Origin of the sequence: Legionella norrlandica (assembly GCF_000770585.1) — a bacterium.
Taxonomy (GTDB): Bacteria; Pseudomonadota; Gammaproteobacteria; order Legionellales; family Legionellaceae; genus Legionella; species Legionella norrlandica.
The window spans coordinates 1-23,575 of record NZ_JNCF01000046.1 but is presented as its reverse complement, the minus strand read 5'-3'; the positions used below and the strand labels follow the sequence as shown (position 1 = coordinate 23,575).

Genomic DNA, 23,575 nt, shown 5'->3' with positions numbered 1-23,575 from the left:
GGTTTTTTATTGGACAACAGGGGAGAATTACATCATTCCACCCATGCCACCCATTCCACCCATGCCGCCCATATCACCGGCACCTACACCTTCATCTTTCTTGGGTAGGTCAGCAACCATACATTCAGTAGTCAACATCAAGCTGGCTACAGAAGCAGCATTTTGTAAGGCCATACGAGTTACTTTAGTTGGATCAAGAATACCCATCTCAACCATATCACCATACTCACCAGTAGCAGCATTAAAACCAAAGTTATCTTTGTGTTCAGCCACTTTGTTAACGATAACAGAAGCTTCATATCCTGCGTTAGTTACGATCTGGCGCATTGGAGATTCGATAGCACGACGTAAAATATTGATACCCATGTTTTGATCGTCGTTATCGCCTTTTAGTGAATCTAATGCTTTCTGAGCACGAATCAAGGCAACACCACCACCAGCAACGATACCTTCTTCTACTGCAGCGCGAGTAGCGTGAAGAGCATCTTCAACACGTGCTTTCTTCTCTTTCATCTCAACTTCAGTAGCAGCACCAACTTTGATGACAGCAACACCACCAGCTAATTTAGCAACACGCTCTTGTAATTTTTCTCTGTCGTAATCAGAAGTAGTTTCTTCCATTTGTGCACGAATTTGAGCAATACGAGCATTAATTTCGGTTGCCTTACCTTCACCATCAATAATGGTGGTGTTTTCTTTAGTAACAACAATTCGCTTAGCAGCACCAAGATCTTCTAAAGTAGCTGATTCTAAGCTTTTGCCGATTTCTTCGGAAATCACTTGGCCTTTGGTTAAAATAGCAATGTCTTGTAACATCGCTTTACGACGATCACCAAAACCAGGCGCTTTAACAGCACATACTTTCACGATACCGCGCATGTTGTTAACAACTAGGGTAGCTAAGGCTTCACCTTCAACATCTTCTGCAATGATCAACAATGGACGTCCTGATTTAGCAACACCTTCCAATACTGACAACATTTCACGAATGCTGGAAACTTTTTTATCAACCAATAAAATGAATGGATGTTCAAGCTCACAGCTCATGTTTTGTTGGTTGTTGATGAAGTATGGAGAAATATAACCGCGATCGAATTGCATACCTTCAACAACAGAGAGTTCATTTTCCAATCCATTACCATCTTCAACAGTAATAACACCCTCTTTGCCAACTTTTTCCATTGCTTCAGCAATAATAGAACCAATTGCTTCGTCGGAATTAGCAGAAATGGTTCCAACTTGAGCAATAGCCTTGCTGTCTTTGCATGGCTTAGACATTGCTTGCAACTTCTTGGTAACAGCTAATACTGCTTTATCAATACCGCGTTTGAGATCCATTGGATTCATACCAGCAGCAACTGCTTTATGACCTTCAACAAGGATAGAACGAGCCAATACAGTAGCAGTAGTAGTACCATCACCAGCAGTGTCAGAAGTTTTAGAAGCAACTTCTTTAACCATTTGAGCGCCCATGTTCATGAAGCGATGCTCAAATTCAATTTCTTTGGCAACAGACACGCCGTCTTTGGTTACAGTAGGAGCACCATAAGACTTTTCCAATACGACGTTACGGCCACGAGGACCCATAGTTACTTGAACTGCATCTGCCAATGCATTAACACCAGCAAGCATTTGTAGGCGAGCGTCGTCACCAAAACGTAATTCTTTAGCCATTATCATTGTCTCCTTTAAACAATTAGATTACTTCTCAATTACACCCATGATGTCGTCTTCGCGCATCACAACTAATTCTTTGCCATCAATTTTAACTTCAGTGCCAGAATATTTACCAAACAACACCACATCACCCACTTTTACAGCTAAAGCGCGAACATCACCGTTTTCCAACACTTTACCAGCACCTACTGCAATGATCTCGCCACGCATCGGTTTTTCAGTAGCGCTGTCTGGAATAACAATACCACCAGCTGTGGTACGCTCTTCTTCCATACGACGAACAACAACTCGATCGTGTAAAGGACGAATTTTCATACTTTCTCTCCTGATTAAATTAAACTATGAACCATTTGGGGCTTTGGTATTTCACTAGAGAAATCCCCCCCTAAGTACTGCCTCCCTTCTTCAGGCAAACAATACCGATGACACGCATATGGGGATAAGAAATAAACTTTCAAGGGTAAAATTAAAAAAAATTTTGGATTTATGGTTAAAGGGTCTACAATATATCCAAGAAACACTAAAATCTAGCATTTTGAAGTATTTTAAGTATATTGATCGATCAACATTAGTTTTACATAAAGGCAATGAATGAAAAAATGGTTTTTGTTATTAACATTATTTTTTATCCCTCTTTTTACTCCTATTGCGCATGCTGAACCTTTACCAGCATCGGAAGTATTCAAGGTAGAGGTCAAAAAAATAGATCCTAATACTTTCGCAATTCACTGGGATATCACGCCTAACTATTTCTTATATAGTGATCGCATAAAATTAAGTACATCGTCTGATAATATTGTTCAGTTAGGAAATCTTCGCTTCCCCACTCCTTTAACCAAAACTAATAAACAAGGCCAAACATTTACCATATACCGGAATCAATTAACCCTTCCAGTAGGGGTACTTGGCAATGCCCCAGGGGAAACAATAGTCAATTTACGTTTTCAAGGATGTGCTGATGATGGCTTTTGTTACCCCCCTGAAGAAAGGAAAATCAAACTAACTATCAATGACAAATTAGCGCTTTCACAAGCTGATTTGGAAACCATAAATATTCCGGAAACCATTTCAGAACCAACTACTACTATTATTGATGAGCCAGAAAAAAATATAGCTCATATTTTTGAAGATCATAACTGGGTAATGATCTTGCTGATCTTCTATGGGTTTGGTTTGCTTTTATCTTTTACTCCTTGCGTTCTGCCTATGGTTCCCGTGTTATCTGGAATCATTGTAGGTCATGGAAAAAGCGCAACAACAAAAAAAGCCTTTTTCCTTTCATTAAGTTATGTACTTAGTATGTCGGTAACTTATGCGATAGTTGGAGCAGTAGTTGCCTTACTTGGAGCAAATTTACAAATTAGTATGCAATCCCCTTGGGCTATCAGCCTATTTAGTTTGATTTTCATTTTGCTGGCCTTGTCAATGTTTGGCTTTTATGAATTTAAATTACCAGAAGCATGGCAAAGTAAAATCATTGGTTCAAGTCGTGAGCACGAGCAACGAGGAGGCCACTATTTGGGCGCTGCAATTATGGGATGTTTATCTACCCTGATTTTATCTCCTTGTGTTACCGCGCCATTAATCGGCGTTTTGACTTATATAGCACAAACTGGAAACATTTTATTAGGAAGTCTCACTCTATTTATATTAAGTCTTGGCATGGGCACTCCATTGCTGCTGATAGGGACTTCTGCTGGCAAACTATTACCTAAGACTGGCAGCTGGATGAATGGAGTAAAAGCTTTTTTTGGCATACTGCTTATTGCAGTGGCTATTTATTTAATGGCACGTATTTTACCAGATAGTTTAACAATGGTACTTTGGGCCTGCTTACTTATTTTTTCAGGCATTTATGCTGGTGCATTGACTCATGCCAATAGCAATCAAGAAAAACTTTATCAAGGCGTGGGAATTATTTTATTAACTTATGGACTGTTAATTCTCATTGGAGCAAGCATGGGATCATCTAATCCTTTACAACCTCTTTCTAATTTACAAGCAGCCTCCCCCATAAGTCCTGCTTTAGAAACTACTAAAGAGCAAACCGTTAAAACGGTCGAACTTGCTTTAAAACAAGCTCATGGGAAACCCATTATGCTTGACTTTTATGCTGATTGGTGTGCTTCATGCAAAGTCATGGAAAAGACTACATTCAAAGATCCTCGTGTACAAAAAGCATTAAGTCATTTTGTAGTCATAAAGATTGATGTCACTGCCAATAACAAAAACGATAAAGAATTGATGCAGCATTTTCAGGTAGTAGCACCACCCACCTTTATATTTTTTAATACTCAAGGTGAGGAGCTCAATCATCTCAAAAGAGTCGGCGAGCTTAATGCAGATGAATTCATGAGCACGATAAACAATATAGGTTTGGATTAGTCAATGAACAGAAAACCCCGATTAGGAACTTCTTCTAATCCAGGTATGGTAACCTGTGGCTCGTATTAGCTCAGTAATACAGGGAGCTCATACTCCCGCTTGATTCTTTTAATAAAACCAGTCGACAATCAAGCCCATTAGGCAGTATAATTCGTTCACTTTTTTTACAGATAGAATTTTATGAACCATAAAGTAGGATTTGTAAGTTTAGGATGCCCCAAGGCATTGGTTGATTCTGAACGAATCATTACCCAACTTAAAGCACAAGGTTATGAACTGGTCCCCACCTATCAAGACGCCGGGGTCGTAGTAATTAATACATGTGGCTTTATTGATAGCGCTGTTAAAGAATCGCTTGATACCATTAAAGAAGCTATGGCTGAAAATGGACAGGTTATTGTGACAGGGTGTCTAGGTGCCAAAGCAGAAATAATAAAAAATGCCTGCCCCGATGTACTGCATATTAGTGGCGCCCATGCCTATGAAGAAGTAGTCCGTGCGGTGCATCAATTTCTACCTCCACCTAAAGATCCATTTACACAACTCATACCCCCACAAGGCATAAAACTAACACCTCGTCATTATGCTTATTTAAAAATATCAGAAGGGTGTAATCAAAAATGTACTTTCTGCATTATTCCTACTATGAGAGGAAAACTGCAAAGCTATCCAATGACTCAAGTTCTTGCCGAAGCTAAAAAATTAAAACAAGCTGGGGTGAAAGAGCTGTTGGTTATCTCGCAGGATACTAGTGCCTATGGTATTGATACACGGTATCAACCAACTGAGTGGCAAGGAAAAACAGTAAGCACCCGTTTTTACAACCTCTGTGAACAATTGGGGGAATTAGGAATTTGGGTCAGGCTTCATTACGTCTATCCTTATCCTCATGTCGATGACATTATCCCTTTAATGCGTGATGGCCTGATTTTGCCCTATCTGGATATTCCATTGCAACATGCGAATTCGCGCATCTTAAAAGCGATGAAAAGACCTGCCAGCAGCGAAAACACATTATTACGCATCGCTTCGTGGCGAGAAATCTGCCCAGACATCACGCTACGCTCAACATTCATTGTAGGCTTTCCCGGGGAAACAGAAGAAGAGTTTGTCGAGTTATTAGACTTTCTAGAAGAAGCTCAACTCGATAGAGTAGGTTGTTTTAAATACTCACCTGTTGAAGGAGCGAAAGCCAACGAGTTGTCTGATCCTGTTCCTGAGGAAATTAAAGAAGAACGGTATCACCGCTTCATGCAGGTACAAGCAGAAATCAGCCGTAAGAAATTAAAAAATAAAATTGGCAATACGCAAACTGTTTTAATTGATGAAATGACAGAAGAGCACATGATTGCTCGCAGTAAAGGTGATGCCCCCGAGATCGATGGCTAGTCTATTTACCCAAATCAACTGAGATTTCTATTGGCGATTTCACTGAGGTTGTTATAACTGATAGCGATGATTACGATTTATATGCTTCTTTGGTCTGAAGAGCAAGGTTGGGTTATCCTGACCTACAGATTTCACGAGCAAAAGTTAAGAGATGCCCCAATTGAATTGTTAGTCGGGGCAAAGTAAGAAAACCCAAGCAGAATGTTTGTTAAATAATATATCAAGTTGACACCATTGCGTGAGCAATTACTTCTTGCTAGGTGGTTTCGACAAATTCTCGATAAATCCTAATATCGGTAAAGAATTTTACAAATTTCATTAACCTTGTTCATCATTTTTTCACCATTAAATTCATTAGACCTCACAATTTTCTGATGCATTACATGGTGAAAATACTGATACGCTTTCTTTAACGTTACAAACTGAGACTTTGTTAACACTCGTGAAAGAAACAAATGCTGAAGTTGACTTAATGTATTGGTATAGCGAGAAAATTCTGGATCCCCTAAATTTAATACAAGGAATTGCACTAAAAATTCCAAATCCAATAACCCGCCTCGTGAAAGCTTTACTTCATCCAACTCTTGGTATTGGTCTATTTTAGCCCGCATAGCCAATACCTCCTGTTGTAATAGTTTACTATTTCTCGGTTGTTGTAATACCGTTTTTTTCAATTGAGAGAATCGACTTTTTATCCTCGAATTTCCAGATAATATTCGAGCTTTTAATAATGCTTGATGCTCCCAAGTCCAGGCTTGTGTTTTTTGATATTCTACGAAAGCATCAAGATGACTTACTAATAATCCTGCCGCTCCAGAAGGCCTCAATCTCGTATCAACATGATATAAAACTCCCATTTGAGTACGGGTAGTTAGCATATGCAATATTTTTTGAGTTAGTCGTGTCACTAACGCTTCTTCAGAGGATTTCGCAGTATGTAAAAATACCAAATCCAGATCAGAAGTATAATTCATCTCTCTACTGCCTAGTTTCCCATAGCCAATAATGGCAAAACATGATTTAATCTGGGCCATTTCAGGATAACGCACACCTAATTGCTCGCTGGCAATAATTAAAACTTGATTAACAATAACTTGTGCCACATCAGACAAAAATTTCCCAATTCGGACAGCATCACATAATCCGTACAACTCAGCTCTGGCGGCCATCATCCAATTTATTAATTTAAACTGACGGAGCATTTCTTCCTGTAATTCCAAATCATGAGCATGCTTTAGTTTTTCAGTTATCATTTGCTCCAACTGAGATAAAGAATTAGGCCGCCATTCTTTTTCCTGATCTAACAATATTTCTAATAAAAAAGGCTGGCTAACAAACAAGGAGGAAATAAAGGGACTATTAACAAACCAAAACAGTAATTCTTTTAATGCATGAGGATTTTCAGTAAGCAAAGCGAGATAAGCGCTCCGTCCTACAATATTTTCAAGCAGATGAATTACTTGTAATAAAACCTCATCTGTTTTAGGGCAATGAGCCAATTCTGAAAGCAATAAAACCATAAAGCGATCAAGGCGAATGCGTGCTCCTTGCGGCAATCTTCTGCATCGCGGCCCATGTCTAAACGCATGAATCATCTGATAGCAATGAGGAGAATTTTCATATCCTAAACTTGTCAGTAAATTAATTGCCATATTGCTTTCAACATGGCCTTGCCAAATACTGGATAATTGATTAGTCAATAATCTCTTTTCATCTTCATAATCATCTACTTTGCCTAGAATAGAATGAAAGAAGTTGCTTACAATTCTTTGATATTGTTGTAACTTATCTATAAATTCTTGCCAATTGGAAAATCCCATTGCCCACACCGTCTGGATTTGTTTTACTGGATCTGTGGGTATTGAATGCGTTTGCTGATCATTCAAACTCTGAAGAATATTTTCCAGTTTTCTTAAAAAGAGATAAGCTTGTTTTAAAACATCACATCTGGGTAATAGTTTTTCTTGTTTTATCACTGCTAGCGCTGACAACGCATTTTGTACTTGCAACTGTGGCAATCGTCCGCCACGAATTAATTGAATATTCTGGATAATAAACTCAATTTCCCTAATTCCGCCTCTTCCGCGTTTAATATCGTTTAATTGGGGGTTAATCTGAACCTCACGCTCTATCATTGCTTTCATTCCGCGTAAAGACTCTATCACCCCAAAATCAACATATCTCCTATAGACAAAAGGAATAATTAGGCGGTCGAACCATGAAAAGGATTCATCGACTGATTCAGCAATAATCCGTGCTTTAACCATAGCGTAACGCTCCCAATCACGTCCCTGCTCTTGATAGTAAGTTTCCATTGCAGCAAAACTTGAAACCAGGGGACCACTATCACCGTTAGGTCGTAATCTAAGATCTACCCTAAATACAAAACCTTCTGGCGTCATATGCTGTAACAATTGGACAAATGTCTGTACGATTTTGCTAAAATATTGCTGGTTTGTAATCTGCTCTACGCCGTCAGTATGACCTACTTCACTATATGCAAAAATTAGATCAATATCCGAGGAATAATTGAGTTCTCTTCCTCCAAGTTTTCCCATCGCAAGTACATATAGCTGGACTTTCTTGCTTTCTTTATCTCTTGGAACGCCAAAGCGACTCGATAAAGTAAAGTTTATGTAATTCAAAGTATGAAGAATAATAGCATCAGCCAAATCGGACCAAGATTTCATAATTTCAGCAGTAGTGGCATAGCCCGCTCTCTCAAGAAGTAATAGCCTCAGAAAGTGAGTATGTCGAAATTGACGCAATTCACGCATGAATTGAGCTTGAGATATCTCAATACCTATTTGTTTGATCGCAGAAAAATAATCCTCTCTTGACAAGGAAAAATTACAAGAGTCCTTTTGTACAAGAGCAATTAATAATTCGATTTGCCGACCAGCATAATCACTAACAAGCAATAGTTTTTCGACACTGTCTTTCAAGGGATGGTGCAAATTCGCAACATATTTTTCAAGAAGCCAAGATTTTGTAGAAATTAAAAGGTCGATATTGCTCTTGTCGGTCATAAATTATGCTTTTTTTAATATAAAAACAGAACATTACCATAGGTTTAATAGATTTATTTCATCTTTGATACTTTAAAACTCATGTTTCTCGTTATACTCTTATAAAATAACTCTAATAAAATTTTAGTGAAGACGCCAATGAAATTCATTAAAGCTCTATTGTTCTCTTTCATTTTTTTTATTCCCTCCCTCCACGCCCAAGAAATACCTTTAATAGTAGGGATAGGAGGATTCTACCCTCCTTTTGTAATGCGAGGAGCAAATAACGAGCTCTTTGGTTTTGATATTGATATGATGACAGAGTTATGCAAAATAATGCAACGAACTTGTAGATTTGAAATCTTAAGATTCCAGCAATTAATCCCAGCCGTTGTTGACAAACAAATTGACTTGGCAGTCAGCGCAATGGCTATTACTTCAGAGCGTTCAAGGTTGGTTAATTTCAGTATACCTTATTTATTAAGTTATTCCCGATTCTTGGCCTATCATGATGCTAGTGTGCATCAACCTTTTAGTTTACAACTATTAAAAGGAAAACGAGTCGGTGTAGAAGCAAATACTGTGTTTAGTCAACAGATCCGGGATATGGGAATAATAGATCCAGTGATTGTCGAATTTTCCAGAACTGAACAAATGTTAGAAGCATTAAGAGAAAAAGAAGTTGATTTTATTCTTATGGATAACCCCTCTGTTCTTTATTGGGAGGCCAACTCATCGGGAGCCCTTCAGGCAATAGGTCCTCCTTTCTTATATGGTTATGGATTGGGAATAGCCGTAAATAAAGAAAACCCTCAACTGCTAGAAGCAGTGAATCGTGCGTTGTTACAATATCAAAGCTCCGATCTATACAGGAAAAATTACAATAAATATTTAATGGAACTTTAAGAGCGGTAGTGTGAAACTATTACAATATTTCAATTAACCATCTCCTTGTACAATACGATTTTAAGTAGTGGTCACAACAACTACTTAAATCGTACTGTTTAGAGAAACAACCTAAGTCTCTAGGGCGTGTTAAAAAATAAAGATTCAGGCTATTGAATAAACTTCTTTCGAAACTCGCTGCCGTGAGAGAAGCGCGAGGAGAAACAGAGCCAAAGAACCGCAATGTACACGTTAGTACATGAGGATTCGAGCACCGTATCGACAAAGCAATTCCCCATGGAAGAAGTCTATTGAAGTTTTAATGTAAAGTTTGACCTTGAGTAAGGCACCGGCTAATTACTTGTCTTGTAACAAAATCACCTTGGCTAGCGCCATATAATGAAGCAAAGTGTTTTGCCAAAATGACTACCCAGCCGGATAAACGAAAATTCATGCGTTTTGCATTTTGATCAACTACAATTTCAAAAAGACCTAATGAATCACTATCACGTTCATTAGCATACTCTTCCATTATGACTCGCGCCGTTTGCAAATCTTTCTCTCTGGTAGGCCAATTTTGACTCATAAAACACTCCCTAAAAACATGAGCAAGACTGTTATTATTTCTACAACATTGGGGCAATTTTGAAAATTACAAGTTGCAAAATGTGATAAACATTATCACATAAAATGAACAAATACTCAATATAAAGGATAATTTTTGAACTGTAAATCAATAAAAAGAATAGTTCCTCCTTCCATACACCGTGCTGCAGATAAGGTCACTCAAGATGGCATACACGGTGGCATTGAAGGAACTAAGACATGTTGATAATTGCTCTTTCCCATTTATGCTAAATAATCGGCAACCACTTCCCCATAAGGTAGTGTGAGATCAGTAATAAAATGAGAAGCAGATACAATTTTTTTGATATAAAGATTGGAAATAGGGGCCAGGGCATGAGGATGAAGCTCCAGACTACCTGGGCCAGTCCATGCCCCCTTGACAGTGACATCAGTCAAATAAGTTCTAGTTAATTGATTAATTAACGGAGTTCCATCCACATCTGGGATATTTTTAAGCAAAAAAACAGGTTTTTTTACGGACTCTAAAACCTTTTCTGTATCTAATGGGCGATGCTTATACCCCATTGTCGCAATAGCAATATCAATACTTCCATATTTAAGGATACCTATTAGCGTATCTTCTTCAACAAACAATTTTGGTTTGGCTAATTTCTTCGGGAAACCCCATATTTCTCGACCACCAGCAATAGGAGCATGGCAATCAAGGAACATTGAAATAGTTAGCCCACCCTCTTCTCCTTTATATTTAACCGGTATAACTTGCCCTGACTCCGTATAATCACCAAATCCAGTGGAATCAGGCATACGAATAAACTCAAATTTCACTATGGGTTCTAATAATTCCATATCAGGAGGGAGGATAGCTTTTAAAAGATCAGGTTCAGTCTCGTATGCGATAATAAAAAATTCACGATTAATAAAACGATAAGGCCCCGCAGGGTAAGTATTCAACCAACGAGGAGCTGGCATGTTAAATTCATTATTGATAAGATTCTCTGAAGAATTAGCCGCAAGTTTCTTGTTCATTAGTCACACTCCCTTAATCACTTGGTTTCCATTTTTTTCTCTTTTCAAATTTTGATTTGAACCAGTACCCCAATCCAGTATTACAAGTACTCATCAAGTTCAATACTAGTCTTTTTTCCAATATGCTTGAAATTTTCCTTCAGCCATTTGGCACCTTTTTGGCGACCTGATTCATAAAGATTTTTAATAAAAGACCATTCTGGGTTTAATTTACTAGCAACAGTAGAAGATTGCATTGATACATCTGCGCGGATGGCATGGATATAAATTTTCTTAAGGTTACTTTTATACTCATCCTTAATCCAACCACTATCTATTAATTTAGTTACAAAAGCAATCGCTCGCATTTCACGCATTAGTGAAGAGTTAAAACTAATTTCATTAACTCTGTTTAAAATTTCAGCTGCAGTCTCAGGAACACGCTCCCGATAAATTGGATTAATATGAAGAATTAAAATATCTTGGCAATCTGCATGGTAAATTAAGGGGAAGATGGCTGGATTTCCCATATAACCACCGTCCCAAAAGAATTCCTTCCCAATATTAACAGCCTGAAACATAAAAGGCAGACAAGCGGAAGCCATAACTGCATCTGCAGAAATTATTTTATTATCAAAAACACTGATTTTACCCGTTTGAACATTGGTAGCAGAAACAAAAATTTTAATAGTTTTGCATGCTCTGATTTTCTCAAAATCCACAAGCTGCTCCAGAATATCCCTCAGTGGATTAAAATTAAGAGGGTTAAATTGATAGGGGGAAAAAATTTTGGTCATTAGATCAAAGACAAAATAAGACATGGAACTTTCAATCCCTATACCTAATAACTCTTCCAATGGAGTTTTTTTTAACGGACTATATATTGTTCCAGCATCACTGACCTTTTTCCAAAATTGATATAAGGCTTCACGTGCACCATCGTTACCACCTGTTGCGAGCCCATGAGCAAGTACTGCAGCGTTCATGGCACCGGCGCTGGTTGCGGAAATGGCATCAAAATTCACACGTCCATCTTCGAGAAATTTATCAATAATACCCCAAGCAAGAGCACCATGTGCACCACCTCCTTGTAAGGCAAGATTAAGCATTTTAGTATCCTTTGCCATAGTAAAATACTCCTGTTCCCTAGATGATTTTATTTAAAGTATAAAGCAAAGAACCAAGAAATGTTTTTATATAATAGAAATACTGTGGACTATGTTACTGCTGGAATGTTTACGAAAGACAGCTTATCATATGTGAAACAAATAGCTGAATAACAACATCATGACATTCCAAATTTTACCCTCTTTGCTATCGGCTGATATGACCGGTTAGGAGAAGAAGTAGATTCTGTTATGCAAGCCGGCGCTGATTTCATTCACTTTGATGTCATGGACAACCACTATGTACCAACTTAACTTTTGGTCCTGCTTTCTGTGATGCGCTAATCAGAAAATTCCCCAACCTGCCTATTGATGTACATCTCATGACAACTCCAGTTGATGCACTAATAGAAGCCTTTGCAAAAGCAGGAGCAAAACGCATTAGCATTCATCCAGATGCGACTATTCATCTTGACAGGAGTTTGCAGTTAATTAACAGTTTAGGATGCGAAGCAGGGTTAGTATTTAATCCCGCAACTCCTATCGATATTTTATCCTGGTGCGTCCATCACTTGAAGTTTGTTTTAGTGATGACAGTAAATCCGGGATTTGGGGGGCAAAAACTTATCCCGGAAGTAGTGCCAAAACTGTCAAAAATTCGCCAAACCTATCCAACCCTAGATCTTTGCGTTGATGGGGGGGTCACAACTCAAAATATTGCTTCTTTAGCGCTCGCTGGCGCCAACCAATTTGTTGCAGGGTCTGCTATATTCAATAGCAGTAGTTATAATGACACTATTCAACTAATGCGTGAACAATTAGCAAGCATTTAAGCGTGCTGTATAGGTAAGAGGATCCATGAAAAGGCTATTAATTTTTTTATGTGGGCTGTTTTGTTCTTTCAACTTGTTTGCTTTATCTGGACAAGCTTACATGGATAGATTTAACGCCTATCGTGCATGGTATGAGCAACTTCCTATTACCCCTTCGCCTGAATTTTTGGAGTTTGTAAAAGGAACCACCCCACTTTCTAACAAATTACGAGATAAATGGTTGTATGAATTAGCACGCATCAAAGACTGGGCTAATTATAATAATTATTACCAGCCTTCCAATGATATGAATCTCAGATGCTATGCCCAAATTGCAAAATTCAATTTGGGCCTTAATAAGGAAGCCATAACAGGTTCTATTCCAATTTGGTTAACTGGAGAGTCCAGGCCTAAAGCTTGCAATACTCTATTTGATTTTCTGTTAAAACAAGATAATTTTGATCAAAAATTCATTACTCAACGCATAATACTTGCTCTTGAGAAACGTAATTTTCACCTGGCGAGATATCTATTAAAACAGTATAAAACACCTCATGATACTGAAATAAAGAACTTAACCAGTGTTTATGAGAATCCTACTAATATTTCCAAATTGAATCCAGGTCAATTAAATGATTACTTTTATCTTTATGGCTTAAAACAGCTAGTATCCAGCAATATGAATAAAGCACTGGGTCTATGGCAAAGTCAAAAAACCAATATCATGTTAACAGAGTCTCAAAAGCAAGCTTTCCTCGCGCATATTGCCTTATATAAAGCGATGAGAAATCATGAGGATGCCCAGCAATGGTTTGCGAAAATCAAACCCCAATACTACAACGACGTATTAGTCGATTGGCAAATACGTTTCGCATTAAAAAATAAAAATTGGAAGCATGTTGAGAAATTAATCAAGAATTCCAAAAATAAAGACACTCCTTGTTGGCAATATTGGCTGGCGCGGGCATTAGAAGAACAAGGAAAACAATTGGAAGCTATCGTGATTTATGAACCTCTAGCCAAAAACAGAAATTATTATGGCTTTCTAGCGAGTAAACGTTTACGGAAAAGCCCTACTTTCGATAATGAAAAGCCGACTACTAATACAGGAGTTCTGAGGCCTTACCAACCCATTATTGAGGAAGTAAAAACTCTTTACCACTCTAAGCAAATCCTGCAAGCATCTCGCCTACTTAATGATTTTATCAGTGAGCTGCCCAAAGAAGAAGTCAGCGCGTTAGTCTACTGGATAGCGACTGAGTTGAAATGGCATAGTAAATCCGTTTACTTGAGTAACAACGAGACCCTCAATAACCAACTATTGTTAAGATTTCCATTAGCTTATAAAGACACAATCAAAACCTATGCTTCAAAATACGCAATACGTCCTGAACTGGTGTTTGCTATTATTCGCCAGGAAAGCGGGTTTAGAGAAGATGTCATATCTTCTGCCGGCGCCAAAGGACTCATGCAACTGATGCCTCAAACTGCAAGTGCCATCTCCAAAATGAGTAAAATACCTTATTCTGATCACAAACAATTATTTCTTTCTCAAAAAAATATCAACATTGGCATTGCTTATTTGCAACAATTAACGAAACGATTCAGCAATCATCCGGTACTTGTTGCGGCAGCTTATAATGCTGGGCCCAGGCAAGTGGTGTATTGGCTTAAAAATCATCCACCGAAAGAAATAGACATCTGGATTGAAACTCTTCCCTGGCAAGAGACAAGAAATTATTTAAAAAATGTCTTTGCTTTTTATATTGTTTATCAATACCGCTTAAACCAAAAGCCCAGCTTTGAGTTTTTAATGCCATTATGAGCTACTTGTTATTTTTGAATACCCTTCGCCATCCAACCTACGACTTTAGAGTCACTTCAAAATTTTCCCAACCGCCACCAAGCGCTTTATAAAGGCTTATCAAATTAATCAATGAAGACACTTTGGAGTTAACCTCTTGAATTTCTGCATTCAAAAGAGCACCTTCTGATTGCAGTAAAGAGAGATAATCGTCTTCACCATGTTGGAAACGTTTTTTGGCAAGTTGAACTGCCCGCCCATTAACCAATACTGCCTGGCGCAGGCTTTGATTCGTAGTAAGCGATTGACTATAGCGAACAAGAGCGCTTTGAGCTTCTTGCAATGCTTGAAGAACAACTTTTTTATATTGAATCATCGCTTGTTGAGCAACTGCTTTCTTACTTTCAACATTCGCCCTTATTTGACTACCATGAAATATTGGCAAACTCACTTGAGGGCCCATAATCCAAAATCCACTGCTGGATCTAAATAAAGTATCCAGAGAGGTACTCTGAAAAGCAAAATTAGTAACAGAAAGATTAAATTGCGGAAAAAAATCTGCGACAGCTACCCCAATTTCTGCCACCGAAGCGGCTAATTGACGTTCTGTTGCTCTAATATCTGGCCTCTGACGCAGAATATTAGAACGCAAACCCATAGGAACTTTTTTAGGTACTTTAGGTAAAGGTTGAACTTTTGAAATATCATTGAGAATTGCTTGTGGCTCCCTGCCTAACATAACTGCAATTTGATAGGCATTCACTGTCATTTGAGCAATATAATTAGGTAAAACAGATTCAGTGTTCTTTAACTGACCTTCTGCCAAAGAGACATCGACTTCACTGCTAACTCCTGCTTTATAACGTTGACGAACGAGATCCAGAGTTTTTCTCTGTAATTGCACATTTTTTTGGGCAATATTATATAGCTGTTGTGCTCCCCTCAACTCAACATAACTCCTTGCAATCTCGGCTATGGTGGACAATAAAACGGTTCGACGGGTTTCATAAGCCTCTTCAAGATTTGCTTTACTCGCCTCAACCTGTCTTCTGGTTTTACCAAATATATCTATTTCCCATTGAGCATCAAAACCCAAATTATATATCCATTGATTTCTATCGATGATATTGTTTGTTGGAGATTCCGGGAAAAAACCTTCCAAAGTACCCTTACTAATTTGTAAAGAATTAGCACTGGCTGATCCATTGATCTGGGGGTAAAAATTGGCAAGAGAAATTTGCTTCACCGCACGTGCTTGACAGATACGAGCCTCTGCTACTTTGACATCAAGATTATTTGCAGCGGCTTCATTAATATATCTATTGAGTAATGGATCATGGAATGACTGCCACCATCTTAAATTGATTGGAGCTGCATTAGAAACTTTTTTTTCGGTCTTACCTGTCGGCCATTTATTCCCAACTTTAATTTCTGGACGTTGATAATTTGGTCCGACGGTACACCCTAATAATGTAGAGATACCGAATAGCAGCACCAACAGACGCCTTTCCAACCAAGATGACATTTTATTATTGTCCATATTATTCTCTACTCCATACGCTGCTTAAAAAACCAGGCAGCAATAAATAATGTCACAGCCCCTACCAATAGAAGCGGCCATGTTGATGCGATAACCTCTGTAGTGGGCATTCCTTTCAAAAAAATGCCTATCACTGCTGTCAAAGTAAATTTTAATGGATTAAACCAAGTTAAATTCTGAAGCCACACTGGCATATTTTCAACTGGCGACGCGTAGCCAGAAAGTGTTACAACAGGAACCATATAGATGAACACTCCCAAAATCGCCTGTTGCTGAGTTTTACACATAGAAGAAATAAATAAGCCGACACCAACTGTGGACATGATAAAGATAAATAATAGGTAAACCATAAGCAGTGACGAGCCATAAAAAGGAACTTTAAACAACCAGACAGCAGCAGCCCACATCAAAAACCCTTCGGCCATACCAATAATAATAGCTGGAATGGTCTTGCCTATTAGAATTTCATAAGGAGTCAATGGCGATACTAATAATTGATCAAAAGTTCCAAGTTCTCTTTCTCTTGCTACAGATAAAGCAGTGACAACAAGAGAAATCAACATAGATAATATGCAAACCAAGGAAGGAACAGTAAACCACAGATAGAGTAAATTCTCATTAAACCAACTGCGTGTAATCATGGTAGGAGGGGTTATTGTTGCCCTGCTTGTTTTTTGTAATTCTTGATTATAATTCTCAACAATATTACTGATATAGCCATTCACAATCTGTGTAGCATTGGAACGCCGGCCGTCCAAAATCAATTGGATATCAGCTTGTAAATTCGCTTCTATTTTACGAGAAAAATCTTGAGGAATGGTCATTATAACCATTGCCTTTTGATTATCTATTATAGGTTTAATATCAGCCTGTTTTTGAATAAAAAATACTCTTGAAAACGTTGGTGAACCAATAAAACGTTGAACTATTTCATAACCATGTTTTCCAGAATCTTGATTAAAGACCCCTAAAGAAATATTTTTAATTTCCATGGTGGCAGCGAAGGAAAAAATAAACAGTTGTAATAGCGGGGGAGCTATTAAGACGATTCTCCCCTTGGGATCTTTAAATAAAGTCAAAATTTCCTTAATTACCAGTGCCCAGACCCTTGTTGTTGGAGATAATTTTGCCATCAGTCTAGCCTTTTTCTAGTTTTATGCGCTGTAATTAAAAAGAAAACAAAGCCAATCAAAGCAATTGCCAAAAGACAACGGATCAAAAGAGACCAAATAGTACCCGTTAAAAACAAAGTTTGCAGGCTGGTAACAAAATAGCGCGCTGCAAATAAATGAGTAAGCCATTGTATCGGTTTTGGCATTGAGTAAATTTCAAAAATAAATCCCGAAAGAATAAATGCGGGTAAAAAAGCAGACATCAAAGCCAATTGCGATGCCACAAATTGGTCTTTTGCAAGAGTTGAAATTAATAATCCCTGCCCTAATGCAGCCACCAGAAAAACAGCCGAAACCAAGGTTAATGCTAAAATATTCCCTTGGAACGGCACGCCATAATAGAAAGTTGCAACAATAGTACATAAAAACATAGAGCCCATACCCAGCACAAAATAAGGTATTAGCTTGCCTAGAATAATCTCAACAATAGAAATGGGAGTAGCCATCATGGCCTCCATAGTTCCTCTCTCCCACTCACGAGCGATCACAAGTGATGTCAGTAAAGTGCCAATTAAAGTCATTACAATAACAATGGAGCCCGGAATAAGAAAAGCCCTGCTTTTTAACTCTTGATTATACCAATATCGTGGTTCGATATTTATACCAGACCGAGTTGTAGTTTGACCACGCTCAAAAGCTTCTGAATTAAGCCAGTTTTGCAAAACTCCCAAAGCATAATTTTCTGCAAAACTGGCGACTTGGGGAGTGGAACCATCAACAATGGTTTGCAAGCTTGGCATAGGATCGCCGTTCACAATATTGGCTGTAAGGCGTTGAGGGACATCGACCATGCCACGAATGGTTCCATTAACTAATCCTTGACTAAATTTCTGCCTGTTTGTTGAATTGTGTACATCTAAAAACCTTGAGTTGTTAAAAGATTGAGAAAGACTATTGGAGGTAGAATCATAATTTTCCAATACAAGACCAAATTTAATACGATCAGTATCCAAATTAACTCCATATCCAAAAATAAAAAGTAAAATCAAAGGAAGTACGAAGGCAATTAATATGGTACTGGGGTCACGTATAATTTGCAGGCTTTCTTTAATCACCAAGGCTTTTAGAAAACGAATATTCAACCATTATCCTCCTATGGATGTTCTTCTTGATAATCCGCTCCCGCCCCTCTCCCTAACCCTCTCCCCCATGGGGCGAGGGAATTTAATGAACATTAATTATTATCTCTGTTGGAGTCTACTCTCCTTAAACTTCTCCCTTGCGAAGCGAGGGAGTTTAATGAACATTAATTATTATCTCTCTTGACGCGCCTACTCTTCTTAAACTCCTACCTTGCGAAGCGAGGGAATTTAATGAGCATTAATTATTATCTCTCTTGATTCTCCTTCAAAGAATATTATTCCCTCTCCACTTGTGGGAGAGGGCTAGGGAGAGGGTCTCCAAAGACTTATCAATTTTTCTGGGTATAATCCGTCTCTTTCAGCTCATCCAAGCGAATCAATTCAACAAAAGCATCCTCCAGAGTAGGATTTTGTAATGCTGATCCTCTCACTTTATCTTTTAAATCATCGGGAGTTCCTGTTGCAATATTTTTCCCCCTATAAATAAGCGCAATACGATCACAATACTCTGCCTCATCCATAAAGTGAGTAGTCACCATAACCGTAACACCTTTATTCACCATACCATTAATATGAGTCCAGAACTCACGCCGTGTCAACGGATCGACTCCTGAAGTAGGCTCATCAAGAAATAGGACATCCGGTTCGTGCATCACAGCACAGGCCAGAGCGAGACGTTGTTTAAATCCCAAAGGGAGATCGCCAGAATTTTGCTTTAAATGCTTTTTTAAATCAAAAATTTCAATCATGCTATTGATTTGTTCCTCTTGTCTTTTACTGGATAAACCATATAAACCAGAAAAAAAGCGCATGTTTTGCAAAGCATCTAAATGGCTGTAAAGTGAGAATTTTTGCGCCATATAACCAATGCGACTTCTTGCTTCGGATGAGGAAGTTTTCAAATCAAGCCCCATTACAAATGCTTGCCCTTTAGTAGGCTGTAATAAACCACACATCATTTTAAAAGTTGTCGATTTACCAGCTCCGTTAGGTCCTAATAAACCAAAAATTTCGCCTCTATTGATAGTAAACTCATTATTTGAAACGGCAATAAAATCACCAAAACGTTTTGTCAGTTTTCTTGCCTCGATAATAGGTTTATCACTGAGGGGCTTTTTCTCAATATGCTCGGCAAGCAGCGAATGACCACTGATTTTAGTTTTCAAACTATCAATAAAAGCATCTTCAAAACGCGGCTCAACCTCTTGAAAACTAATTCCAGGTTCATGACTTATCGCCTCCAAATCTGGTTTTATTTTTTTATTACCAATTACAATACGAATGTTTTTACCTTGGATTACACCATCAATCACTTGTGGGGTATTTAAAGCATTCATTAGCGCTTGCCGCCGAGTCGAAGCGGAAACACCACAGATTTGAAAAGTACGATCCTCCACCTTTTGCAAAAAATCGCCTGGCTTCCCATGATATATTTGTTTCCCGGCATTCAGTAAAAGTATCTGATCACATTTTTCAGCTTCATCAAGATAAGCTGTCGACCATATGACACCCATGCCTTGTTCAAGTAATTCCTGAACCATACTCCATAATTCCCTTCTAGATATGGGATCGACACCAACACTAGGCTCATCGAGCAATAATAACTTTGGCTCACCCATTAAAGCGCAGGCTAACCCTAATTTTTGCTTCATTCCCCCCGAGAGATTTCCTGCTAAACGTTTCTGAAAGGGTTCTAGAGTAGTAAATTGAAGTAATGTTTTAAATTGCTGGTTACGCTTTTCACCATATACATTCCTAAGCTCTGCATATAGTCTTAAGTTTTCAATAACAGTTAAATCCTCATATAAACCAAATTTTTGTGGCATATATCCTGTAATCGCATGAATTTTTTCTGTATCTGTTTCTGTATTTAGATTTCCGATGGTAATGTTTCCATGGGTAGGTAACATTAGGCTACAGATAAGGCGCATTAAGGTAGATTTCCCAGCCCCATCAGGTCCAACCAACCCCGTCATTTGCCCGCCAAAAATTTTTGCGGAAATGTTGTCCAGGGCAGGATCCGAATTTCCAGGAAAGTATTTGGTTACCTCATTAATATGAACAAGCGGCTCTCCACTACTCATTATCAGAATTCGCTTTTAAATTAATTTTAACCGTAACTGGCATTCCCTGCCTTAAACCATTATCCGGTTGATCCACAATTACTTTTATTCGATAAACGAGATCTGTCCGCAACTGGGTTGTTTCAACAATTTTTGGTGTAAACTCTGCTTGAGGAGAAATAAAACCTATATGACCCTTATAGGGCTTGTCTGGGTTGGAATCTGTATAGACCAAGGCCGCTTGCCCCGGATAAATTTTCCCCAAAAAAGGTTCATCAATATAGGCCCGCACCCATACCGGATTATCAATAGCTAAGGTATAAACTGGTTCTGCAGTATTAACAATAGCACCTGGTTCTTGGATTCTGGTAAGTATCTTCCCATGAGTAGGAGCATGGATTTCAGTGTCATTAAGTGATATTTGAGCCTTTTCAAGATTGGCCTTAGCCACTGAAACTTCTGCATGACTTGCATCTTTCAGGGCAACGGCATCATCAAAAAGTGCTTTTGACACGGCTCCATTACTAACCAGTTGCGCCCGTCTTTGGTAAGTTCTCGCCGCATTTTTTTCATTAGCAAGCGCTTGTTCCAATTGGGCTTTAGCCATTTGAAGGTTTGCTTCAAAAGTATCTTTATCCAGTCTAGCCAGTACTTGTCCTTTTTTAACGTGAGTCCCTTCATCAACATCCATTGACAAAATACGTCCTGCAACACGAAATGATAACGTCACATCACGAATATCTACGTTACCATACAGTATTAACCAATTTTGATCTTCATCGTGTTTAAGACGGTACGCAAACCAAATTATCCCAATGAAAAAAAGTACGATGACAATGCTTATAGCAATTGCTTTTTTGCTCATATTCTTCTCCATGAATCGCTTTGCGTACTAATTTTATATCAATAAAAAGAACATGTAGGTTGGTCATCTTGACCCAACAAACGATCTTTTGGAATCCCTAACGCTGAGTTAAGACTAGCCTACACTCTGATTCTTATTTAAAAATAGATTTCCTATCAAGGAACAATAAATAGAGCTCAATGATGCCATAATTTATTATTGAAAAATAGAAGTCATCACGTAAACAATAGAAAAGAACGTGTTAGGCCAAATGACATTCAGCACCTCTTTCGCTAGTTACATCAAACTTGCAGAGAACCGCGCTTAACCTCCTATGGTCTGAGACGGTCTCTCATCAACCGTTTTGCCAGGCTCTTCTTTTGTTGATTCTCTCATTTTGTCTAATGATTCTCTCATGTCCTTAATTCTTTCCATAGCGGTTTTCTTCGTTTCTGAGTAAGCATGTCCTTTGATAGCGTCAACAACTGTTTGTACAGCCCTTACGATAGCTCCAAGCATTCCTCTGGATTTGGACAGTTCTTTAGTATTTTTAGAATCTATAGCTTCTTTACATTCTCGCTTAAAATTGTCCGTGTCCATTTTTCCCTGAATGAACTCTTCTCTATAATTAATTAATTTTTGATGAATAGTTTTTGCTTCATTAGCAGCCTTATGAAAACCGTGCTGTTCCAATGAGTTGGCTTTTTTTGCAATGGATTCCAGGCACTTATCAAATCCAATAGCATTTAATGCATCTTTTCTTCTACCCCTCATTACATCTTCTTGGCTCGCTTCTTTTGGCGGTTCTGCCATAACGGTTTGTTGTACTTCTTCTTGAACCACTATTGCTTCTTCTACAGGGATTTGCAGAACTTCTTCCTGCTCTACATTTTCTTTTATTGCTTCTTCTATAGGGATTTGTTGTACTTCTTCCTGTATCACATCTTTTTTTATTGCTTCTTCTACAGAGTTCGGTTTTATTACCTCCTCTTGTTTTGTGGAGGCGGTAGTTTCCAATGTTGCGACGCGTAAGGATTCTGCTTCTTGCAAGGCATTAATTTCTTCAGATAACTCTTTATCTATAGACGAGAGAAAATCATCGGTTTTTTGTAAGCTTGATTTTTTAGAAAATACCTCACCAACAACTTGATCTTTCTCAGATTCTGCTTCTTTTACCCCATTAGTATTGACAATACCTTCTTTTACTCCCATTACTGCTAATTTTTCTTTAACTTCAAGAGCTCTTTTTTCTTCAGCTATTCTTTTTTCTTCAGCTTCTCTTTTAGCCCTTTCTTCTTTTTGCCTTGCTTCCTCTATTGTCCTTTCTTCTTCTAATCTTTTGGCCTCAGCTTCCGCGCGTTGTTTTATGTCTTTGCTAGCTTCTAATAAAGAAGTCTCTTTTCCAGATTGTTTGATAAAGTCCGATACTGCTCCTTTAATTTCATCTTTATTTCTGTTGTCCTTTATTTGGGATAAAAAACTCTTCTCCCCAGCTACTGCTCCCCTGCGTTGCATTAACCGTTGTTGTAAAAGCTGTTGTGGAGAGATAGAGTCTTTTGGCCCCTCTTTATTTGAGGATAATTTTTCGGTACCCTCCTTTAGATGTTTTTTTAAGCCTTTAAATCCATCTTCCCCTATTAAATCTAATAATTGTTTCTCATCTGGATCAAAGTCATCTTCAATATCTTCAATATCCTTATTACCTACTTTTACAACCAAATCTATCAGCTTATTAATTAAGTGATTTCTTATCGCTTGTGCTTCTTGTCTCTCTTGGGATTCTTTAGCTTTTTGTCTAATTTCATCCATATTTAAATTGCTTTTTCCTTCTGAAGAAGGGGGAGAAACTGTGGTCTCTTGTCTCTTTTCTGCGCTAACAGTTTCTTTCTTAGATGGCTTCGCGCTGGATCCTTCTCCTGGGGGTGGAGGAGGTGGAGGTGGTATGCTGATATTTTCTGATGAAAAGCTTTTTTCTTGAGCTCTGGCTTCTTCAGAGAGTCTTATTTTTTCTGCTTCTTCAAGTCTCCTTTTTTCTTCAATTTTTTGTAATTCAGCTCCTACCCGTTCTTTAACGGTTTTCGACTTTCCTTCTAAGACACCTTTCTTTTGATTGAGTTGAGAAATAAGTTCTGTTGTCGCGCCAAAATGATAATGTCCCCCTAAGCCCAAAATGAAAATGTCCCCCAATAACGTGAACTACTCTTTAAGTTGACAG

At 38.2% G+C, this 23,575-nt stretch carries 15 protein-coding genes and 2 pseudogenes; 5 read left to right on the top strand and 12 right to left on the bottom strand.

All coding sequences use genetic code 11. The features are described 5' to 3' along the window. Positions 1-27: 27 nt before the first annotated feature. Complete coding sequence (groL, locus tag OK13_RS10430; protein ID WP_206538901.1) at positions 28-1,677, bottom strand: chaperonin GroEL; 1,650 nt, start codon at positions 1,675-1,677, stop codon at positions 28-30. A 24-nt stretch (positions 1,678-1,701) separates the two neighbouring features. Further along, on the bottom strand, positions 1,702-1,992 hold the full coding sequence (gene groES / locus OK13_RS10425) for a co-chaperone GroES (RefSeq protein WP_035890699.1): 291 nt from the start codon (positions 1,990-1,992) through the stop codon (positions 1,702-1,704). Positions 1,993-2,268: 276 nt separating this feature from the next. Between groES and dsbD the strand changes: the two genes are divergently transcribed. Together dsbD and rimO are read left to right on the top strand one after the other, a co-directional pair. Beyond that, complete coding sequence (gene dsbD / locus OK13_RS10420; RefSeq protein ID WP_035890698.1) at positions 2,269-4,062, top strand: protein-disulfide reductase DsbD; 1,794 nt, start codon at positions 2,269-2,271, stop codon at positions 4,060-4,062. A gap of 180 nt (positions 4,063-4,242) precedes the next feature. After that, positions 4,243-5,549 (top strand): annotated as a pseudogene (rimO, locus tag OK13_RS10415) (30S ribosomal protein S12 methylthiotransferase RimO). A gap of 189 nt (positions 5,550-5,738) precedes the next feature. Here rimO and glnE read toward each other — a convergent pair. Continuing rightward, on the bottom strand, positions 5,739-8,480 hold the full coding sequence (gene glnE / locus OK13_RS10410) for a bifunctional [glutamate--ammonia ligase]-adenylyl-L-tyrosine phosphorylase/[glutamate--ammonia-ligase] adenylyltransferase (RefSeq protein ID WP_035890697.1): 2,742 nt from the start codon (positions 8,478-8,480) through the stop codon (positions 5,739-5,741). A 138-nt stretch (positions 8,481-8,618) separates the two neighbouring features. Between glnE and OK13_RS10405 the strand changes: the two genes are divergently transcribed. After that, positions 8,619-9,365 carry a transporter substrate-binding domain-containing protein gene (locus OK13_RS10405; protein WP_035890696.1) on the top strand — a complete coding sequence of 249 codons (747 nt, stop codon included), beginning with the start codon at positions 8,619-8,621 and terminating at the stop codon, positions 9,363-9,365. A 298-nt stretch (positions 9,366-9,663) separates the two neighbouring features. Here OK13_RS10405 and OK13_RS10400 read toward each other — a convergent pair whose 3' ends face one another. From OK13_RS10400 to OK13_RS10390, 3 genes are all read right to left on the bottom strand, one after another. Beyond that, the gene (locus OK13_RS10400; RefSeq protein WP_035890695.1) at positions 9,664-9,930 is read right to left on the bottom strand and encodes a hypothetical protein; all 267 of its coding nucleotides are present in this window, start codon (positions 9,928-9,930) and stop codon (positions 9,664-9,666) included. 263 nt (positions 9,931-10,193) lie between these two features. After that, on the bottom strand, positions 10,194-10,958 hold the full coding sequence (locus tag OK13_RS10395) for an acetoacetate decarboxylase (RefSeq protein ID WP_035890694.1): 765 nt from the start codon (positions 10,956-10,958) through the stop codon (positions 10,194-10,196). Positions 10,959-11,038: 80 nt separating this feature from the next. Further along, positions 11,039-12,064 (bottom strand): patatin-like phospholipase family protein, encoded by a 1,026-nt coding sequence (locus OK13_RS10390; protein WP_035890693.1) that lies wholly within the window; start codon positions 12,062-12,064, stop codon positions 11,039-11,041. Positions 12,065-12,224: 160 nt separating this feature from the next. Between OK13_RS10390 and rpe the strand changes: the two are divergent. Together rpe and OK13_RS10380 are read left to right on the top strand one after the other, a co-directional pair. Then, a pseudogene (gene rpe / locus OK13_RS10385) lies at positions 12,225-12,876 on the top strand (ribulose-phosphate 3-epimerase). Between the two features lie 25 nt (positions 12,877-12,901). Continuing rightward, positions 12,902-14,680: a transglycosylase SLT domain-containing protein gene (locus OK13_RS10380; protein ID WP_035890692.1), complete on the top strand. Its 1,779-nt coding sequence runs from the start codon at positions 12,902-12,904 to the stop codon at positions 14,678-14,680. 37 nt (positions 14,681-14,717) lie between these two features. Here OK13_RS10380 and OK13_RS10375 read toward each other — a convergent pair whose 3' ends face one another. The 6 genes from OK13_RS10375 to OK13_RS10350 all read right to left on the bottom strand — a co-directional run bounded on the left by OK13_RS10375 (position 14,718) and on the right by OK13_RS10350 (position 23,529). Continuing rightward, positions 14,718-16,199: an efflux transporter outer membrane subunit gene (locus OK13_RS10375; protein WP_241480518.1), complete on the bottom strand. Its 1,482-nt coding sequence runs from the start codon at positions 16,197-16,199 to the stop codon at positions 14,718-14,720. A gap of 8 nt (positions 16,200-16,207) precedes the next feature. Further along, on the bottom strand, positions 16,208-17,332 hold the full coding sequence (locus tag OK13_RS10370) for an ABC transporter permease (protein ID WP_035890691.1): 1,125 nt from the start codon (positions 17,330-17,332) through the stop codon (positions 16,208-16,210). Continuing rightward, entirely contained in the window at positions 17,332-18,453 is a 1,122-nt protein-coding gene (locus OK13_RS10365) for an ABC transporter permease (protein WP_035890690.1), read from the bottom strand. Before OK13_RS10365 ends, OK13_RS10370 begins: the two co-directional genes overlap by 1 nt. 329 nt (positions 18,454-18,782) lie before the next feature. Next, positions 18,783-20,537 (bottom strand): ATP-binding cassette domain-containing protein, encoded by a 1,755-nt coding sequence (locus tag OK13_RS10360; protein ID WP_035890689.1) that lies wholly within the window; start codon positions 20,535-20,537, stop codon positions 18,783-18,785. Continuing rightward, positions 20,530-21,381: an efflux RND transporter periplasmic adaptor subunit gene (locus OK13_RS10355; RefSeq protein WP_035890688.1), complete on the bottom strand. Its 852-nt coding sequence runs from the start codon at positions 21,379-21,381 to the stop codon at positions 20,530-20,532. Before OK13_RS10355 ends, OK13_RS10360 begins: the two co-directional genes overlap by 8 nt. Before the next feature lie 303 nt (positions 21,382-21,684). Beyond that, positions 21,685-23,529, bottom strand: a complete 1,845-nt coding sequence (locus tag OK13_RS10350; RefSeq protein WP_152571668.1) for a hypothetical protein — start codon at positions 23,527-23,529, stop codon at positions 21,685-21,687. Positions 23,530-23,575: the final 46 nt, after the last annotated feature.

Excerpts from the sequence above, each read along its gene's own strand:
- groES (WP_035890699.1), bottom strand. The coding sequence starts at position 1,992 with ATGAAAATTCGTCCTTTACACGATCGAGTTGTTGTTCGTCGTATGGAA.
- dsbD (WP_035890698.1), top strand. The coding sequence starts at position 2,269 with ATGAAAAAATGGTTTTTGTTATTAACATTATTTTTTATCCCTCTTTTT.
- glnE (WP_035890697.1), bottom strand. The coding sequence starts at position 8,480 with ATGACCGACAAGAGCAATATCGACCTTTTAATTTCTACAAAATCTTGG.
- OK13_RS10405 (WP_035890696.1), top strand. The coding sequence starts at position 8,619 with ATGAAATTCATTAAAGCTCTATTGTTCTCTTTCATTTTTTTTATTCCC.
- OK13_RS10400 (WP_035890695.1), bottom strand. The coding sequence starts at position 9,930 with ATGAGTCAAAATTGGCCTACCAGAGAGAAAGATTTGCAAACGGCGCGA.
- OK13_RS10395 (WP_035890694.1), bottom strand. The coding sequence starts at position 10,958 with ATGAACAAGAAACTTGCGGCTAATTCTTCAGAGAATCTTATCAATAAT.
- OK13_RS10390 (WP_035890693.1), bottom strand. The coding sequence starts at position 12,064 with ATGGCAAAGGATACTAAAATGCTTAATCTTGCCTTACAAGGAGGTGGT.
- OK13_RS10380 (WP_035890692.1), top strand. The coding sequence starts at position 12,902 with ATGAAAAGGCTATTAATTTTTTTATGTGGGCTGTTTTGTTCTTTCAAC.
- OK13_RS10375 (WP_241480518.1), bottom strand. The coding sequence starts at position 16,199 with ATGGACAATAATAAAATGTCATCTTGGTTGGAAAGGCGTCTGTTGGTG.
- OK13_RS10370 (WP_035890691.1), bottom strand. The coding sequence starts at position 17,332 with ATGGCAAAATTATCTCCAACAACAAGGGTCTGGGCACTGGTAATTAAG.
- OK13_RS10360 (WP_035890689.1), bottom strand. The coding sequence starts at position 20,537 with ATGAGTAGTGGAGAGCCGCTTGTTCATATTAATGAGGTAACCAAATAC.
- OK13_RS10355 (WP_035890688.1), bottom strand. The coding sequence starts at position 21,381 with ATGAGCAAAAAAGCAATTGCTATAAGCATTGTCATCGTACTTTTTTTC.